This window comes from Pseudomonas sp. B21-047 (assembly GCF_024748775.1).
GTDB classification, from domain to species: Bacteria; Pseudomonadota; Gammaproteobacteria; order Pseudomonadales; family Pseudomonadaceae; genus Aquipseudomonas; species Aquipseudomonas capeferrum.
This window is the reverse complement of the sequence record NZ_CP087169.1, coordinates 4,502,178-4,518,275: the sequence shown is the minus strand read 5'-3', so window position 1 is coordinate 4,518,275 and position 16,098 is coordinate 4,502,178. Positions and strand designations below refer to the sequence as shown.

General features: G+C 62.9%; 15 protein-coding genes, 1 tRNA gene and 1 pseudogene. 10 read left to right on the top strand and 7 right to left on the bottom strand.

Annotation, left to right across the window (positions count from 1 at the left end):
• Positions 1-15: 15 nt before the first annotated feature.
• From pal to LOY26_RS20390, 5 genes are all read left to right on the top strand, one after another.
• A complete protein-coding gene (gene pal / locus LOY26_RS20410; protein ID WP_008090230.1) occupies positions 16-513 on the top strand; it encodes a peptidoglycan-associated lipoprotein Pal in 498 nt (165 codons plus the stop codon).
• Positions 514-519: 6 nt separating this feature from the next.
• Positions 520-1,335, top strand: coding sequence for a tol-pal system protein YbgF (gene ybgF / locus LOY26_RS20405; protein WP_186658332.1), 816 nt, complete (start codon positions 520-522; stop codon positions 1,333-1,335).
• 159 nt (positions 1,336-1,494) lie between these two features.
• Positions 1,495-2,142: a 7-carboxy-7-deazaguanine synthase QueE gene (gene queE, locus LOY26_RS20400; RefSeq protein WP_033700214.1), complete on the top strand. Its 648-nt coding sequence runs from the start codon at positions 1,495-1,497 to the stop codon at positions 2,140-2,142.
• 17 nt (positions 2,143-2,159) lie between these two features.
• Positions 2,160-2,834 carry a 7-cyano-7-deazaguanine synthase QueC gene (gene queC / locus LOY26_RS20395; RefSeq protein ID WP_186658343.1) on the top strand — a complete coding sequence of 225 codons (675 nt, stop codon included), beginning with the start codon at positions 2,160-2,162 and terminating at the stop codon, positions 2,832-2,834.
• 60 nt (positions 2,835-2,894) lie between these two features.
• Positions 2,895-2,970 (top strand) — tRNA-Lys (locus LOY26_RS20390).
• 117 nt (positions 2,971-3,087) lie between these two features.
• Here the strand turns inward: LOY26_RS20390 and LOY26_RS20385 are convergent.
• From LOY26_RS20385 to LOY26_RS20375, 4 genes and pseudogenes are all read right to left on the bottom strand, one after another.
• Positions 3,088-4,047: a cation diffusion facilitator family transporter gene (locus tag LOY26_RS20385; RefSeq protein WP_033699836.1), complete on the bottom strand. Its 960-nt coding sequence runs from the start codon at positions 4,045-4,047 to the stop codon at positions 3,088-3,090.
• A gap of 139 nt (positions 4,048-4,186) precedes the next feature.
• A complete protein-coding gene (locus tag LOY26_RS27125; protein WP_408980778.1) occupies positions 4,187-4,942 on the bottom strand; it encodes a methyl-accepting chemotaxis protein in 756 nt (251 codons plus the stop codon).
• A gap of 102 nt (positions 4,943-5,044) precedes the next feature.
• Positions 5,045-6,034, bottom strand: a pseudogene (locus tag LOY26_RS27120) (HAMP domain-containing protein); the annotation flags it as partial.
• A gap of 285 nt (positions 6,035-6,319) precedes the next feature.
• The gene (locus LOY26_RS20375) at positions 6,320-7,672 is read right to left on the bottom strand and encodes an APC family permease (protein WP_033699834.1); all 1,353 of its coding nucleotides are present in this window, start codon (positions 7,670-7,672) and stop codon (positions 6,320-6,322) included.
• Between the two features lie 472 nt (positions 7,673-8,144).
• Here LOY26_RS20375 and LOY26_RS20370 point away from each other — a divergent pair, with 472 nt between their 5' ends.
• Both LOY26_RS20370 and nadA read left to right on the top strand, forming a co-directional pair.
• Positions 8,145-9,653 (top strand): YdgA family protein, encoded by a 1,509-nt coding sequence (locus LOY26_RS20370; protein WP_258714044.1) that lies wholly within the window; start codon positions 8,145-8,147, stop codon positions 9,651-9,653.
• A gap of 230 nt (positions 9,654-9,883) precedes the next feature.
• The gene (nadA, locus tag LOY26_RS20365; protein WP_186658350.1) at positions 9,884-10,942 is read left to right on the top strand and encodes a quinolinate synthase NadA; all 1,059 of its coding nucleotides are present in this window, start codon (positions 9,884-9,886) and stop codon (positions 10,940-10,942) included.
• A 45-nt stretch (positions 10,943-10,987) separates the two neighbouring features.
• Here nadA and LOY26_RS20360 read toward each other — a convergent pair whose 3' ends face one another.
• Positions 10,988-12,424 carry a M48 family metalloprotease gene (locus tag LOY26_RS20360; protein WP_033699831.1) on the bottom strand — a complete coding sequence of 479 codons (1,437 nt, stop codon included), beginning with the start codon at positions 12,422-12,424 and terminating at the stop codon, positions 10,988-10,990.
• 120 nt (positions 12,425-12,544) lie between these two features.
• Here LOY26_RS20360 and LOY26_RS20355 point away from each other — a divergent pair, with 120 nt between their 5' ends.
• Together LOY26_RS20355 and LOY26_RS20350 are read left to right on the top strand one after the other, a co-directional pair.
• Positions 12,545-12,784: a sulfurtransferase TusA family protein gene (locus LOY26_RS20355; RefSeq protein ID WP_027594652.1), complete on the top strand. Its 240-nt coding sequence runs from the start codon at positions 12,545-12,547 to the stop codon at positions 12,782-12,784.
• A 20-nt stretch (positions 12,785-12,804) separates the two neighbouring features.
• Entirely contained in the window at positions 12,805-13,875 is a 1,071-nt protein-coding gene (locus tag LOY26_RS20350; RefSeq protein ID WP_186658352.1) for an AI-2E family transporter, read from the top strand.
• Positions 13,876-13,906: 31 nt separating this feature from the next.
• Here LOY26_RS20350 and LOY26_RS20345 read toward each other — a convergent pair whose 3' ends face one another.
• Together LOY26_RS20345 and LOY26_RS20340 are read right to left on the bottom strand one after the other, a co-directional pair.
• Entirely contained in the window at positions 13,907-14,380 is a 474-nt protein-coding gene (locus tag LOY26_RS20345) for a peroxiredoxin (protein ID WP_156311203.1), read from the bottom strand.
• A gap of 10 nt (positions 14,381-14,390) precedes the next feature.
• Positions 14,391-14,951 (bottom strand): glycine cleavage system protein R, encoded by a 561-nt coding sequence (locus LOY26_RS20340; RefSeq protein WP_033699827.1) that lies wholly within the window; start codon positions 14,949-14,951, stop codon positions 14,391-14,393.
• A 259-nt stretch (positions 14,952-15,210) separates the two neighbouring features.
• On the opposite strand from LOY26_RS20340, the gene dapA reads away from it, so the two are divergent.
• Positions 15,211-16,089, top strand: a complete 879-nt coding sequence (gene dapA / locus LOY26_RS20335) for a 4-hydroxy-tetrahydrodipicolinate synthase (protein ID WP_033699825.1) — start codon at positions 15,211-15,213, stop codon at positions 16,087-16,089.
• The last annotated feature ends 9 nt before the right edge of the window (positions 16,090-16,098 follow it).

Below are 16,098 nucleotides of genomic sequence, written 5' to 3'. Positions count from 1 at the left end.
ATTAGGAGTTTCACGATGGAAATGCTGAAGTTTGGTAAATTCGCTGCGCTGGCTCTGGCCATGGCTGTAGCTGTAGGTTGCTCCTCGAAAGGCGGTGACAACGCTGGTGAAGGCGCTGTTGACCCGAACGCTGGCTACGGTGCCAACACTGGCGCTGTCGACGGCTCCCTGAGCGAAGAAGCCGCCCTGCGCGCAATCACCACCTTCTACTTCGAATACGACAGCTCGGACCTGAAGCCAGAAGCCATGCGCGCTCTGGACGTTCACGCCAAGGACCTGAAGTCCAACGGCAACCGCGTTGTTCTGGAAGGCAACACCGACGAGCGCGGCACCCGCGAGTACAACATGGCTCTGGGTGAGCGTCGTGCCAAGGCCGTTCAGCGTTACCTGGTTCTGCAGGGCGTTTCCCCTGCTCAGCTGGAACTGGTCTCCTACGGTGAAGAGCGTCCTGTTGCTACCGGCAACGACGAGCAATCCTGGGCTCAGAACCGTCGCGTAGAACTGCGTAAGTAAGTTCCCATGCGAATGTGCCGCCGTGTAGTAACCGTCCTCGCACTCAGCCTGCCGCTCGCGGCCTGGGCTGAGGTCCCTGTAGTAGATGACAACGCAGGCAGTTATCCGCCTGCGGGTTATGGCACGAGCGGCGCCTATGCCGGGGCAGGGGCTTCAACCCCTACCTCGGCACAGGGCCAGCTGTTCATGCAGCTGCAACAGATGCAGGACCAGCTTTCCCGCCAGCAAGGCATCATCGAAGAGCTGCAAAACGATGTGTCGCGCATGAAGCAGGAAAACCTGGAGCGATACCAGGACCTGGACCGTCGCATCAACAGTGGTGCCGCGCCTGCCGCGACCCCTGACAATTCCTCTACCGGGGGCGCATCCAATGCCGCCGCCGGTGCAGCAGCAGGTGCCGCTGGCGCCGCTGCGCAACAACCGGCCGCCAGTGGCGAGCCCGGTGATCCGGCGAAAGAGAAGCTCTATTACGATGCCGCTTTCGACCTGATCAAGCAGAAGGACTTCGACAAGGCCAGCCAGGCGTTCAACGCCTTCCTGCGCAAGTACCCCAACAGCCAGTACGCCGGCAATGCCCAGTATTGGCTGGGTGAGGTGAACCTGGCCAAGGGCGACCTGCCAGGTGCCAGCCAGGCGTTCGCGCAGGTGAGCCAGAAGTACCCCAAGCACAGCAAAGTGCCTGATTCGCTGTACAAGCTGGCCGACGTCGAGCGCCGCATGGGCCACACCGACAAGGTCAAAGGCATTCTGCAACAGGTCATCACCCAGTACCCCGGCACATCCGCCGCGCAACTGGCGCAGCGTGACCTGCAAAAGCTCTAAGCCGCACCCTTCGCAAGAAACCCGCGCCAGTCGCGGGTTTTTTCGTTAGAATCACTGCCCTTTTTCTTAAACACGCTGCAGCGGATAACGCCATGTCGAGTCCGCGACAGTGCCTGACGGAGGCGGACAGCCTGTTTAGCTGTCACGCCCGTGGCGATCATGCAAGACACATTACGCATCACCGAAGTTTTTTACTCTTTGCAGGGTGAAACACGAACGGCTGGGCTGCCCACGGTTTTCGTGCGCCTGACCGGTTGCCCCCTGCGCTGTCAGTACTGCGACAGTGCCTACGCGTTCAGCGGCGGCACCCTGCGCACCCTCGATTCGATCATGGAACAGGTGGCCGGCTTCAAGCCGCGCTACGTCTGCGTCACGGGCGGCGAGCCGTTGGCCCAGCCCAATGCCTTGCCGTTGCTTCAACAGCTGTGCGATGCCGGCTACGAGGTTTCGCTGGAGACCAGCGGCGCGCTGGATATTTCGGGTACCGACACCCGCGTCAGCCGTGTGGTCGACCTGAAGACGCCAGGCTCCGAGGAGTCGCACCGTAATCGCTATGAGAACATCGAGCACTTGACCCGCAACGACCAGGTCAAGTTCGTGATCTGCTCGCGCGAGGACTATGACTGGGCGGTGTCCAAGCTGATCCAGTACAACCTTGCCGAGCGTGCCGGCGAGGTATTGTTCTCGCCTAGCCATCACCAGGTGCGCGCGAGTGACCTGGCCGACTGGATCATTGCCGACAACCTGCCCGTACGGTTCCAGCTGCAGCTGCACAAGCTGCTGTGGAACGACGAACCCGGGCGTTGATTGAGGAGTAGCAGTACATGACTGAAAAACGCGCGGTAATCCTGCTGTCTGGCGGCCTCGACTCGGCCACCGTTGTTGCCATGGCCAAGGCCGAGGGCTACAGCTGTTACACCATGAGTTTCGACTACGGCCAGCGTCATCGTGCAGAACTCGATGCCGCTGCCCGCGTGGCTCGCGACCTCGGGGTGGTCGAGCACAAGGTCATCGGCCTGAGCCTGAACGGTATCGGTGGCTCGGCCCTGACCGACAGCAGCATCGATGTACCGGAAACCCCCGGTGAGGGGATTCCAGTCACCTACGTGCCGGCGCGCAACACTGTGTTTCTGTCCCTGGCCCTGGGTTGGGCGGAAGTGCTCGAAGCGCGTGACATCTTCATTGGCGTCAATGCCGTGGACTACTCCGGTTACCCGGACTGCCGCCCCGAATTCGTTGAAGCTTTCGAGCGCATGGCCAACCTGGCGACCAAGGCGGGCGTCGAAGGGCAGGGCTTCCGTATCCAGGCGCCGTTGCAGAACCTGAGCAAGGCACAGATCGTTCAGGAGGGCATCGCCCGCGGTGTGGACTACAGCCTGACGGTGTCCTGCTACCAGGCCGATGAGCAGGGCCGTGCCTGCGGCAAGTGCGACAGCTGCCGCCTGCGTGCCGATGGCTTCAAAGCTGCCGGTGTGAGCGACCCGACGCGTTATTTTTGATTTTTTTGCCGTAGGGTGTTGATTTCCCGTTAGAAATCAGTATTATACGCGCCATCCAACGGGTCGTTAGCTCAGTTGGTAGAGCAGTTGGCTTTTAACCAATTGGTCGTAGGTTCGAATCCTACACGACCCACCATACGCAGTAAGTCAAAGCCCGCTACCGGCAACGGTCGCGGGCTTTGTCGTTTCTGGCTCGTGTTGCTTGCCTTGGCCCATCGCCGGCGAGCCGGCGATGGGCTGCAAAGCGGCCCCGTTACTCGGCCCACTCCGGGTCGCCGGTAAACACCACGGTCAGCCAGCGGTCCGGCCCTTCGCCGCCCACGGCATCACCGATCTCGTTGCGCAGTGCATCCCACTCATCGATGGTTTTCGCGCCCATGCCGGTCGGCACGATGAAGTACAGCTCGATCTCCCGCGAGCGCCCCACCTTGGCCACATAAGCGCGGTACGACTGCAGGCCGTGGCGGGCGACGAATGCCTTGGCGACCTCGTCGACATGCAGTTTGAGGTCGCCCGGCGTCACCAGGAATATCTCTGAAAATGCCTGGCGTACCACCGACAACGGCAATGGAATGATCACCAGGCAGACCAGCGCCAGTACCGCCGGGTCGATGTACGGTGACATCCACTCCCACTGCGTGCCTTGCACGGCATAACCAAAGCAGAAGGCGATCAGCAACGCGGCGGTAATGCTGGCCGACATCACCCAGCCCTTGACGTCCATGCGCACGAAGTCCGAACACAACTTGCGGTTGGCCCGGGCTTCGATCACCGCGATGGTCACGCAGGCAATCACGGTCAGTACCGCGTAGACCATGGCGATGCCGAATTCCAGGTGGCGCCCGCCTTGCAGCACGCTGCTGACGGCGTTGATCAGCGCATAGATGGCCACGCCGCTGAGCAGGATGCCATTGAGCGCCAGCACCATCGGCTCCAGGTGCCAGAAGCCCATGGTGAAGCGCTCGCGCAGTTTGCGTGACATGTGTGCGGTGGTGGTGTGCGAGGTGATCAGCTTGACCACCACCAGCGACAGCCCGCTCATGCTGGCGTCGACCAGTGAATAGACGCCGTCGAAGATGATCGAGAACGAGCCGGAGGCCAGGCCGAAGGCGATGCCGATGGTGGCGATGAACAGGGTGACGGCGATCGAGGTGCGTAGCAGGCCCTGTTCGCTGGTGATGTCGAAGAATGGGGGTTTGTGTGCTGCTTCCATGGGTAAAGCTCTTTCAAAAGGTGGGTTGCCTGTACCGGCCTCTTCGCGGGGCAAGCCCGCTCCACAGGTGCGGCAGCGCGCCCAAGGCTGGTGATAATCCTGTGGGGGCGGGCTTGCCCCGCGAAGCGGCCAGTACAGACTAGACGCGGAACTGCTCCATCAAGGCTTGCTGCTGGTTGGCCAGCCGGTTCAGTGCCTGGCTGATCCGCGCCGACTCCTCGGCCTGGCCAGACAGCGATTCTGTCACATCGCGGATGCCGGCCACGTTGCGGTTCACTTCCTCGGCCACCGCACTTTGCTCTTCCGCTGCCGAGGCGATCTGCAGGTTCATGTCGCTGATCACCGTCACCGCCTCGCCGATTCGCTGCAGGGTCGGCAGTGCCTGCTCCATGCGCGTTGCGCTGGCTTGGGCCTGGCGTTGGCCTTCATGCATGGCGCCCACCACATCCTCGGTGCCTTGCTGCAAGCCTTCGATGACCTGGCGGATTTCCTCGACCGATACCTGGGTGCGTTGGGCCAGGCTGCGCACTTCATCGGCGACCACGGCAAAACCGCGTCCGGCTTCGCCAGCCCGGGCGGCTTCGATGGCGGCATTGAGCGCCAGCAGGTTGGTCTGCTCGGCAATGGCGCGGATCACATCCAGCACCGAGCCAATTTGCTCGCTGCGGCTTTCCAGGGCGCGTGCTTCGTTCATCGCGGTGGTCATGTCGGCGGCCAGGCGGTCGATGGCCTGGCGGGTACTGGCGATCAGTTGCAGGCCTTCGCGGCTCGCCTGGTCGGCGCCGCGAGCCGCCTGAGCTGCCTGGGCGGCATTGTGGGCGACATCCAGTGCGGTAGCGCTCATTTCGTTGGCGGCGGTGGCCACCTGCTCGATTTCCCGGTGCTGTTGCTGCATGCCGTTGCTGGTCTGGCTGGCGATGGCAGCGGACTGGTCGGCGGTGCCGCGGGCTTCCTGCAGCGAGCCCTTGACCTGGGCAATTACAGGTTGGAGTTTGTCGAGGAAGCGGTTGAACCAGCCCGTCAGCTGGCCCAGTTCGTCCTCGCGGGCGTAGTCCAGACGGCGGGTCAGGTCCCCTTCACCGCTGGCGATGTCCTCCAGGCGCGCCGCTACGGCAAGGATCGGCCGGGTTACCCCGCGTGCGGTCAGCCAGACCAACAGCAGGCCCAGTACGGCAGCGGCGATGCCAATCATCAGGCTGGTGAGGTTGGCGCGCTGGTTGTTCGCGTCCAGCCGTTGGTTGAGGGCGACCGCTGGCGCTTGCAGGACGCTTTGTGGCACTTCAAGCAGTACCTGCCAGGGGGCTGCATCGGGGATCGGCGCGAAGGGGTGGGCAACCCGCAGCAGGCCGCTCGCCACGCTCGTGCTCAGCGCCTTGCCGAGCTGAGAGCTGTCGCGGCTGTGGCCTGCCAGCAGGCCGGCCGGGCTGACGATGCTGACCTGGCCCTGGCCATCGAACAGCTCCTGACGGCCGTCCAGGCTCAGCTGCTGCAGGTTGTCCAGGCCAATGTCCAGGCCGATCACGCCGATGACCTTGCCGTTTTCCAGCAGGGGCAAGGCGATGCTGGTCATCAGCACCTGGCGGCCATTGACCTCGTCGAGGTACGGCTCGAGCATGCAGGTCTGGGCCGTCTCTTGCGGGCAGGTCAGCCAGCGGTTCTGCGGGCTGCCGCTGGTGCTGGTGCGGGTGTCGGCCAGCATCGAATCTGGCATGGCTTCTGCTTCGAGGGTGCCAGGGCGTGGTTGCGACCAGTACAGCGAGAACCGCCCGCTGTCGTTGCTGCCCAGGGCATCCTGGCCGATGAACTGGCTGTCCTGGTGGTCCAAGGCATTGGGCTGGAACACCAGGTAAAGGCCGATCACATCCGGGTTGCCGGCCAAGCTGGCACGCGCTTCGCGGGCCAGGTCGCCGCGCAGGTCGCTGCCGCCGCGGGCCTTCAATACCTGCACCAAGCGGCGCAAGCCATTGCCATACTGATAAGCGTCCATGAAATAGCGCTGGATGCGCAATGCCTGGGTCTGGGCGTGCGCTTGCAGGCGCAGGCGCGCGCTCTGGTCGAGCATTTCGGTGTTGGCCTGGTTGACCAGTGCCGCGCTGCGTCGGGCCTGGGTCAGCGAGGTGGCGACCAGCAGGGCGACGATGGCCAGCAGGCACAAGCCGGCAAGCAGGGTGATCTTCCACTGGATGGAGAGGCGGCGCAGCGGCATAGGGGCTTTCCTTTTCGATCAAGCGCAACGCCCGCGATCAGGCGCGGGCGTTGTCGGCAGCGTGGGTCATTCAGCGATGCAGTTCGGTGGGGCAACCCTGAAGGCCTTGGTCAGCCAGGCCAGGTAGCACAAGCCGAACAATGCCCAGATGCCACCAAACATCAGCGAGTGCGCGTTCAAGTCCAGCCACAGCGAAACGATGATGCAGAAGCCGATGGTCGGCAGCACCAGGTACTTGAGCTTGTTGGCCAGCCCCTGGCGATTGCCTTCGCGCAGGTAGCAGTGGTTGATCACCGACAGGTTGACGAAGCTGAAGGCCACCAGGGCGCCGAAGTTGATGATCGACGTGGCCGTGACCAGGTCGAAGAAGATGGCCGACAGCGAAATCAACCCCACCACCGCGATGTTCATGACCGGCGTCTTGTAGCGCGAATGCAGGCGGGCAAAGATGCTGGCCGGGATCACGTTGTCGCGGCCCATCACGTACAGCAAGCGTGACACGCTGGTCTGCGAGGCCAGGCCCGAGGCGATGGTATTGATCACGGTGCAGGCGATGAACACCGACTGGAACAGCTTGCCGCCCACGTACAGGGCGATTTCCGGCAAGGCAGCTTCCTGGTCATGGAAGCGCGCCATGGTCGGGAAGTAGGCCTGGATGAAGTACGACACCAGGATGAACACCATCCCGCCGATCAGCGCGGTGAGGAAGATCGCCCGTGGGATGGTCTTGCCCGGGTCGCGGGTTTCTTCCGACAGGCAGGTGACTGCGTCGAAGCCCAGGAACGAGAAGCACAGAATGGTCGCGCCAGCGGCCAGGGCGCTGAGCTGGGTCTGGTTGTCGGCGAAGGGCAGCAGGCTCCAGGTGGTACCCATCCCTTCGCCATGGTGCAGGCCGCGCACGCAGAGGTAGATGAACACGCCGATGATTGCCACCTGCACCGCCACGAACAGCAGGTTGAAGTGCGCCACCAGGTTGATGCTGCGCATATTGATCAGGCTGATCAGGCTGACGAACCCGACCACCCACACCCACGCCGGCACTTCGGGGAACATGGCCGACAGGTAGAGCTTGGCCAGCAGCGCATTGACCATGGGCAGGAGCAGGTAGTCCAGCAGCGATGACCAGCCCACCAGGAAGCCAACGTGCGGGTTGATGGCGCGCTGGGTGTAGGTGTAAGCCGACCCCGATTGCGGGAAGCGTCGTACCAGGGTGCCATAGCTCACGGCGGTGAACAGAATGCCGGCCAGCGCCAGGATGTAGGCGCTGGGCACATGCCCGGCGGTGATGCCGGAAACAATCCCGAACGTGTCGAACACGGTCATCGGTGTCAGGTAGGCCAGGCCGATGATCACCACGTGCCAGAGGCGCAGGGATTTGTGGAATTGGCCGCTGCCGGTAGCGCTCTGGTCAGGCTGCATGCTGGCATGGCTCCTGCGGCTGGGCGTGAACGGCGGGCACAGTGATTGGCGCATGCGGCAAGTGCGAGCGGGTGGGCTCCATGTTGTTCACCTTTATTGTTCGGAGCAGAGGGAGGCGCGTGCGAGACGCCGGTTGTTCTTTGTGAGGTGGGCGCGGTGCAAGTGGTTAAAATAAAAAACGATGGGTAGGTTGGTGTCAAGTTAAACATGACAAGATGTTGCCAAACTGAAATATTTATCGATTTCAATAGGGTTTTGTTCGGTTATTGCGCGATTTTGTGCGCTTTTGGTCGATTTGAATGTCCGTAAAATCGAACAAACCCGCAACGCTTCCTGCGCCTTTCAGACGCTTCCTAAAAGCGGGATTTCTCTTCTTCGGCCGCCACGTGCCTCTGGCTGCAGTGATATTCTTCAGGCCCTGCGTGGCACCTGGCCGCGTGCAAGCCCTTATGGACAGCAATCGGTTTTATTCATGAAGAAATCAGTAGGCATCCTTTCCGGCCTGGCCCTTGCCATTGCCGTCGCAACCACCGCTGGCGCCTGGTACACCGGCGAGCGCCTGCCTGCGGAGCTGGAATATTCCGTCAACCGCAGCAACGCTGAACTGAAGAAAGCCCTGGTAGGCGTCGGCGGCAGCATGACCGTCGAACTGGTCTCGCTGGAGCGGCACTTCTTCAGCAGTACCGCCCAATACCGGCTCACCGCCAAGGACATCAACCTTGGCGACGGCGAGGCGGTCAATTTCGAGGTGGGCATGACCGACCAGATCGAGCATGGCCCGTTCCCTTGGTCGCGGGTCAAGGCGCTGAAGCTGATGCCAGTGCTGGCGGTCAGCAACAGCACGCTGGTCAAAGACGCATTCACCGCCCCCTGGTTCGCCGCAGCGGGCGAGCAGTCGCCGGTCAGCGCGCAGACCAGCCTGGGTTACGGCGGCAGCGTCGACAGCACGGTATTGCTGGCCCCGGCCAAGGTCACCGAAACCGATGGCAACAGCCTCGACTTCTCGGGCATGCAGCTGCACGTCAGCGGCGACCGCGAAGGCAAGGCGACCCAGTTCCAGGGCAGTGCCGAGCGCTTCGAGATGAAGGTGGTCCGCGACGATCAGCCGCCTGCCACGTTCGAGCTGAAAGGCCTGAAGGTCGGCGGCGACCTGGCGGCCACCAAGCATGATGCGATCTATGTCGGCAACGTCGACCTGTCGCTGGCTGAAACCAAGGTCACCTTGGGGCCCAAGCAGCAGGTGCTGTTGATCAAAGGCTTCGAGCAGAATGCCGTGCAAACCCTCGACGGCCCGGACACCGTGGGTGGGCGCGTGGCTTACACGCTGGCGGATATCACCTGGGACGGCCGCGCGGTCGGTAATGCTCAGTTGGCCGTGAGCATCAAGTCGCTCAACGCGCCGGCGCTGCAAGCGCTGTCGCACTGGTACCAGGCGCACTTGCCGGAGTTCGAGGCAGCGGCCGCAGCCGGCCAGCCGGTGCCACAGATCCAGATGGACGAGGCCGAGAAGGCCAAGTTCCAGGGCGACCTGCAACAGCTGTTGGCGTCCAAGCCCAAGCTGGCCGTGGAAAACTTCTCGTTCAAGACGGCCAATGGCGAAAGCCGCTTCAACCTGGCCATGGACTTCGCCAGCCCGACCTCCTTCGACCTGCCGCCTGACCAGTTGAGCAAACAACTGATCAGCGAGGGGAAGAGCAAGCTGTCGCTGTCCAAGCCGATGATTGGCGACCTGGCAACCTTGCAGGCATTGCTGGAAGGGCAGACCGATGCCCAGGCGATCGCCATGCAGTCCAGCCAGGCGGGTGAAATGGTCGGCATGATGGCGCTGCAAAGCGGCATGGCCACGGTGCAGGGCAATGATGTGGTGAGCAGCCTGCACTACGCCGATGGCATGGTCGACTTCAATGGCCAGAAAATGACCGTGGAAGCGTTCGCCATGCTGATGTCCTCGCGTCTTGCAGCCTTGCAGCCGCAAGGTTGATTGGCTGAGCGGTACAGCCCTGTCGCCGGCAACCCGGTTACAGGGCTGTACCGGCTGCATAAAACCCTTTTGAATTGCCTCGATTGTCTGTAGCCTTCGGCGTCCGATAATAATCCGCGCCCGCAGAGGGCCGTGATGGCCTGCGCGCCGTCCGGCGCCCCTAGCCGATCTGCCAGGGCCGGGTGATACACTCGATTTGATGCGCACACGCGCCTGCAGGTCCAGCGATCATGACCCAGATTTCCGAACGCCTGTTGGTTCAGGCCCACCTCGACGCCAAACAGCCCAACCCGCTGACAGCCGAGCAGGAGGCCGAATACCGTGCGGCCATCGCTGCCGAGCTCAAGGCCCAGAACGCCGTGCTGGTCGCCCATTACTACTGCGATCCGGTGATCCAGGCGCTGGCCGAAGAGACCGGCGGTTGCGTATCCGACTCGTTGGAAATGGCCCGTTTCGGCAAGAACCACCCCGCCGAGACCGTGATCGTTGCCGGTGTGCGCTTCATGGGCGAAACGGCAAAAATTCTCACCCCCGAAAAACGCGTGCTGATGCCGACGCTGGAGGCCACCTGCTCCCTCGACCTGGGGTGCCCGGTTGAAGAGTTTTCGGCATTCTGCGACCAACACCCGGAACGTACCGTGGTGGTCTATGCCAATACCTCGGCGGCCGTGAAGGCGCGTGCCGACTGGGTGGTAACCTCCAGCTGCGCGCTGGAGATCGTCGAAAGCCTGATGGACAACGGCGAGACCATCATCTGGGGCCCGGACCAGCACCTGGGGCGCTACATCCAGAAGCAGACCGGCGCCGACATGCTGCTGTGGGACGGCGCGTGCATCGTTCACGAAGAATTCAAGTCGCGCCAGCTGGCCGACATGAAGGCGCTTTACCCGGACGCAGCCATTCTGGTTCACCCTGAATCGCCCGAAGCGGTGATCGACCTGGCCGACGCGGTAGGTTCTACCAGCCAGTTGATCAAGGCCGCCCAGACCCTGCCGAACAAGACCTTCATCGTCGCCACCGACCGCGGCATCTTCTACAAGATGCAGCAGCTGTGCCCGGACAAGGAATTTGTCGAGGCGCCGACGGCCGGTAACGGTGCAGCCTGCCGCAGTTGCGCGCACTGCCCGTGGATGGCGATGAATACCCTGGAGCGGGTGCTGGATTGCCTGCGCACGGGCAGCAACGAGATTTTCGTTGACCCGGCGCTGGTGCCCAAGGCGATCAAGCCATTGAACAGGATGCTCGATTTTACTCAGGCGGCGCGCTTGAAGTTGTCGGGTAACGCCTGATATTGCTGGGGCCGCTTTGCGGCCCATTCGCGGTCCAGATGTGCCCTAGCGGCCCATCATGTCCTTGACCATCCGCTGCTGCTCCATGATCTCGCGCTGGCGCTGATCGATCTGCGACGCCAGCGGGAAGTTGCTGCCCGCACGGCGTTTGGCGTAATCCAGCTGCTGGATGGCCTGGTCGAAATCCCCCACCAAGGTGAAGTACTCGGCCCGTGCCCGGTGCAAGCCGATGGTATTGCCCGACAACCCCCGCACTTCGGCAACCTCGTACCACACATCCGGGTCATCCGGCCGGCTCTTGAGCAGGTCGTTCAGTACCTTTTCCGCCTCGGCCGGCTTGTTCTGCTTGACCAGCAGGTCGGCGCGCACCTGTTTCAGCGGGTAATTGCCCGGGTACAGCCCCTGCATCCGCTCGGCGCGCTGCTGTGCATCGGCCAGGCGGTTGTTGGTGATGTCCAGGTCGATCTGCGCCAGGTTGTAGGTAATGTCGTTGGGGGCCTTGGCCAGCAGCGGCTTGAGCAGCTCGCGGGCCTCGTTCAGCTGGCCACCCTTGATCTGCGCCAAGGCCAGGCCATAGCGCGCGGCGTCAAGCTTCGGGTCTTCGTCAAGCTGGGCGCGGAAGCGCTTGGCGGCAAGGCCCGGGGTGCCTTCGTAGGTGAGTGCCACGCGGGCGCGGATCAACTGGTAGCGCTGGGTGTCCTCGATGCCGCCCTTGGGTGCCTGCTCGGCGCGGTTGCGCGTGTCGGCAACCCGCGACTCGGTCACCGGGTGAGTCAGCAGAAATTCTGGCGGCTTGGCATCGTAGCGGTACTGGCGCGCCAGGCGCTCGAACATGCTGGGCATGTTGCGCGGGTCGTAACCGGCTTTTTCCAGGTTCTGGATGCCGATGCGGTCGGCTTCCTGTTCATTTTGCCGCGAGAAGCGCCGCTGCTCCTGAATAGCGGCGGCCTGGGTGCCTGCGATCACGCCGATACCGGCGTCGCCGCCGCCACCCGCGGCCAGCACGATGCCTGCCAGCAGGGCGGCCATCATCGGCAGTTGCATGCGTTGCTGGGCTTCGACGCCACGGGCGAAGTGGCGCTGCGACAAGTGCGCCAGTTCGTGAGCCAGTACCGAGGCGTATTCGCCCTCGGTCTGGGCATTGAGGAACAGCCCGCCGTTGACCCCGACGATGCCGCCAGGGGCGGCAAAGGCGTTGAGCTCGCGGCTGTCGATCAGGATGAACTCCAGGCGCCGGTCCTGCAACTGGCTGGTTTCCGCCAGGCGGTACACGCTGGTTTCGACGTAGTCCTTGAGCTGCGGGTCGTTCAGCTGGTTGACCTGGCCACGCAACAGGCTCAGCCAGGCGCGGCCGAGCTGGTGCTCCTGTTGCGGCGAGACGATCGCAGAGCTGGCATCACCCAGTGATGGCAGGTCGTCAGCATGGCCGGGAAGGGCCATCAGGCAGGCCAGCGTCAACAGGGTAGGGCGCAGTAGATTCATGCACGAAGCTCGCGTCGGGTCAAAGGCCTCTACTGTAGCCCGCTCACACGTTGGCGACCAGTGGCGGTATCCTAGCGGGCCTGTTACCAAAGACGTCTGCCCCGCACGTGGAGAACCCCGATGAGTGACACCCTGACCTGCGACGCCGAACTCGACGCCAGCGGGCTGAACTGCCCGCTGCCACTGCTGAAGGCAAAGATGGAACTCAACCGCCTGGCCAGTGGCGCGGTGCTCAAGGTGATTGCTACCGATGCTGGCTCGCAGCGCGACTTCCGCACTTTTGCCAAGCTGGCCGGTCATACGCTGCTGCATGAAACGGCCGAGGCCGGCACCTACACTTACTGGCTGCGCAAGGCCTGAGTCTCAACCAAGGATCGTCAATGTTCAAAGTGCTTCGCGACTGGATGCAGCGCTATTTCTCCGATGAGGAGGCGGTGGTGCTGGCGGTCCTGCTGGTTCTGGCGTTTACCGCGGTACTGACCCTGGGCGGCATGTTGGCGCCGGTGCTGGCGGGGATGGTGCTGGCGTTTCTGATGCAGGGCCTGGTCAACGCCCTGGAGCGCCTGCGGGTGCCCACCCGGCTGGCGGTGGCCGTGGTGTTTGCGTTGTTCATGGGGGCACTGGCGGTCATCCTGCTGGTGCTGGTGCCGCTGCTCTGGCATCAGCTGATCACCTTGTTCAACGAATTGCCCGGCATGCTCGGCAAATGGCAGTCGCTGTTGCTGCTGCTGCCCGAGCGCTACCCGCACCTGGTGTCGGATGAGCAGGTATTGCATGCCATCGAGTCGGTGCGCGGTGAAATCGGCAAGTTCGGCCAGTGGGCACTGACTTTCTCGTTGTCGAGCCTGCCGCTGCTGGTCAACGCGATGATCTACCTGGTGCTGGTGCCGATCCTGGTGTTCTTCTTCCTCAAGGACCGCGAGGTGATCGGGCGTTGGGTGGTGGGTTATCTGCCCCGTGAGCGCACCTTGCTCAACCGCGTGGGCAACGAGATGAACCGGCAGATCGCCAACTACATTCGCGGCAAGGGCATCGAGATTCTGATCTGCGGGGTTGCCACCTATATCGCGTTCATCAGCCTGGGGCTGAACTATGCGGCCTTGCTGGCGTTGCTGGTGGGCTTGTCGGTGGTGGTGCCCTATGTGGGCGCCGTGGTGGTGACCGTGCCGGTGACGTTGATTGCACTGTTCCAGTGGGGCTGGGGCGATCAGTTCATCTACCTGATGACGGTGTACGCGATCATTCAGGCGCTGGATGGCAACGTGCTGGTGCCGTTGCTGTTTTCCGAGGCGGTGAGCCTGCACCCGGTGGCGATCATCTGCGCGGTGCTGCTGTTTGGCGGGTTGTGGGGCTTCTGGGGGATCTTCTTTGCGATCCCGCTGGCAACGCTGTTCAAGGCGGTGCTGGATGCCTGGCCGCGGCAAGAGCCGACAGTGGCGCCGCTGTTGTGATTTTTGGGGCTGCAAAGCAGCCCCGACAATCTCAAGCTTTGTTCAACGCCTGAGCCGCCGCCAAGACGGCATCCACATGCCCGGGTACCTTCACCCCACGCCATTCCTGGCGCAGCACACCGTCCTTGTCGATCAGGAAGGTGCTGCGGTCCACGCCCATGTACTCCTTGCCATACAGCTTCTTCAGCTTGATCACGTCGAACAGCTGGCACAGGGCCTCGTCTTTGTCGCTGATCAGCTCGAACGGGAAGCCTTGCTTGGCCTTGAAGTTCTCATGCGACTTGAGGCCATCGCGCGATACGCCGAACACCACGGTATTGGCGGCGGCAAAGGCTTCATGCTGGTCACGGAAGCCCTGGCCCTGGGTGGTGCAGCCCGGGGTGCTGTCCTTGGGGTAGAAGTACACCACCACCTGGCGGCCCTTGAGCTCGGCAAGGCTGACCGCCTGGCCGCTGGTGGCCTGGGCCTGGAAATCGGCAACGGGTTGGTCGAGTGCTACGGCCATGGGGGCTTCCTTACATGGGGTTCTGTGGGCGCCAAGGCTCGATCAGCGCATCCAGGTTCAAGGCGTCGGCAAAGTCCAGGAACTGGTCACGCAGCCAGCTGATCTGGGTGCCGGCCGGCAAAATCACGGTGAACTGGGCGTTGAGCATGCTGCTGCCGGTCTGTGGCGCCAGGTAGGTGTCGCAGGTCATGGCTTCGAGCTCGACACGGTGGTCGAGGAAGAACTGGCACAGCTCGTTGATGATGTCGGGGCGGTAGGCCGCGCTGACATAGGCCACGTAAGGCAGCGCCTGCGGGCGTACCTCCTGGTCGGCGCTGCGCACCACATCGAGGGTCAGGCCGTGCTTTTTGCCCAGGCCAGGCAGGGAGGCTTCAAGACGCGCCAGGGCGTCCCAGCTGCCACCGACCTGCAGCACCAGGGCGCTGGTCTCGCCATGGCGGCTCAGGCGCGAGGTGACTACCGCGCAGCGGTTCTCGACGGCAGCGCGGCTGAGGACGTTGGCCAGTTCCATGGGGTTTGGGCCCAGGGCACTGATGACAAGGAATTGTTCGCGGACGGTGGGGGTGGACATGCAGCATTCCTAAAGCGATGAGCGGTCGGTGCAGGACAGGCAAAAGCCTCCAGTCGGCAGTGCCCGGGGCTCGCATGCGAGGTCGTGGACGCCGGCGGGGAGCAAGGTCGACGGCCCGGCGGGCCGCGCTGCACCGATCAAAGGATCAAGGGTAGCGAATTAAGCCGCCGAGGGGAATGCTCCGCCCGCCTGCTTCGCTTGTGCAAGGCCGATGCCCCCAGTACCATTACCGCTCTCTTTTTCCGGCAGGAGCAGTTACATGATTGCGGGCAGTATGGTGGCATTGGTCACTCCCATGGATGCACAAGGGCGTCTTGACTGGGACAGCCTCGGCAAACTTGTAGACTTCCACCTGGAAAACGGCACTCACGCCATCGTCGCCGTCGGTACTACCGGCGAGTCGGCCACCCTGACCGTCGAAGAGCACATCGAGGTCATCGAATTCGTGGTCAAGCGTGTCGCTGGCCGCATCCCGGTCATCGCGGGCACTGGCGCCAACTCCACCTCGGAAGCCGTGCACCTGACCCAGAACGCCAAAAACGCCGGCGCCGACGCCTGCCTGCTGGTCGTGCCGTACTACAACAAGCCGACCCAGGAAGGCTTGTACCAGCACTTCAAGCACATCGCCGAAGCCGTCGACATCCCGCAGATCCTCTACAACGTACCCGGCCGCACCTCCTGCGACATGCAGGCCGAGACCGTGATCCGCCTGTCGACCGTGCCGAACATCATCGGCATCAAGGAAGCCACCGGCGACCTGGCCCGTGCCAAGGCCATCCTCGATGGCGTCAGCAAAGACTTCATCGTCATGTCCGGCGACGACCCGACGGCTGTCGAGCTGATCCTGCTGGGCGGCAAGGGCAACATCTCCGTGACGGCCAACGTCGCCCCGCGCGAAATGGCCGACTTGTGCGAGGCCGCCCTTGAGGGCAATGCCGAGAAGGCCCGCGCAATCAACGAAACACTCATGCCGCTGCACAAAGACCTGTTCTGCGAAGCCAACCCGATTCCGGTGAAATGGGCGCTCGTCGAAATGGGCCTGATGCACAAAGGCATTCGCCTGCCGCTGACCTGGTTGAGCGAAGGCTGTCACGAAAAAGTCCGTACTGCCTTGCGCCAGTCCGGCGTACTGGTTTAATCGAGGAAG

Coding starts and splice junctions, on each gene's coding strand:
- pal (WP_008090230.1), top strand. CDS start 16: ATGGAAATGCTGAAGTTTGGTAAATTCGCTGCGCTGGCTCTGGCCATG.
- ybgF (WP_186658332.1), top strand. CDS start 520: ATGCGAATGTGCCGCCGTGTAGTAACCGTCCTCGCACTCAGCCTGCCG.
- queE (WP_033700214.1), top strand. CDS start 1,495: ATGCAAGACACATTACGCATCACCGAAGTTTTTTACTCTTTGCAGGGT.
- queC (WP_186658343.1), top strand. CDS start 2,160: ATGACTGAAAAACGCGCGGTAATCCTGCTGTCTGGCGGCCTCGACTCG.
- LOY26_RS20385 (WP_033699836.1), bottom strand. CDS start 4,047: ATGGAAGCAGCACACAAACCCCCATTCTTCGACATCACCAGCGAACAG.
- LOY26_RS27125 (WP_408980778.1), bottom strand. CDS start 4,942: ATGCAGCAACAGCACCGGGAAATCGAGCAGGTGGCCACCGCCGCCAAC.
- LOY26_RS20375 (WP_033699834.1), bottom strand. CDS start 7,672: ATGCAGCCTGACCAGAGCGCTACCGGCAGCGGCCAATTCCACAAATCC.
- LOY26_RS20370 (WP_258714044.1), top strand. CDS start 8,145: ATGAAGAAATCAGTAGGCATCCTTTCCGGCCTGGCCCTTGCCATTGCC.
- nadA (WP_186658350.1), top strand. CDS start 9,884: ATGACCCAGATTTCCGAACGCCTGTTGGTTCAGGCCCACCTCGACGCC.
- LOY26_RS20360 (WP_033699831.1), bottom strand. CDS start 12,424: ATGAATCTACTGCGCCCTACCCTGTTGACGCTGGCCTGCCTGATGGCC.
- LOY26_RS20355 (WP_027594652.1), top strand. CDS start 12,545: ATGAGTGACACCCTGACCTGCGACGCCGAACTCGACGCCAGCGGGCTG.
- LOY26_RS20350 (WP_186658352.1), top strand. CDS start 12,805: ATGTTCAAAGTGCTTCGCGACTGGATGCAGCGCTATTTCTCCGATGAG.
- LOY26_RS20345 (WP_156311203.1), bottom strand. CDS start 14,380: ATGGCCGTAGCACTCGACCAACCCGTTGCCGATTTCCAGGCCCAGGCC.
- LOY26_RS20340 (WP_033699827.1), bottom strand. CDS start 14,951: ATGTCCACCCCCACCGTCCGCGAACAATTCCTTGTCATCAGTGCCCTG.
- dapA (WP_033699825.1), top strand. CDS start 15,211: ATGATTGCGGGCAGTATGGTGGCATTGGTCACTCCCATGGATGCACAA.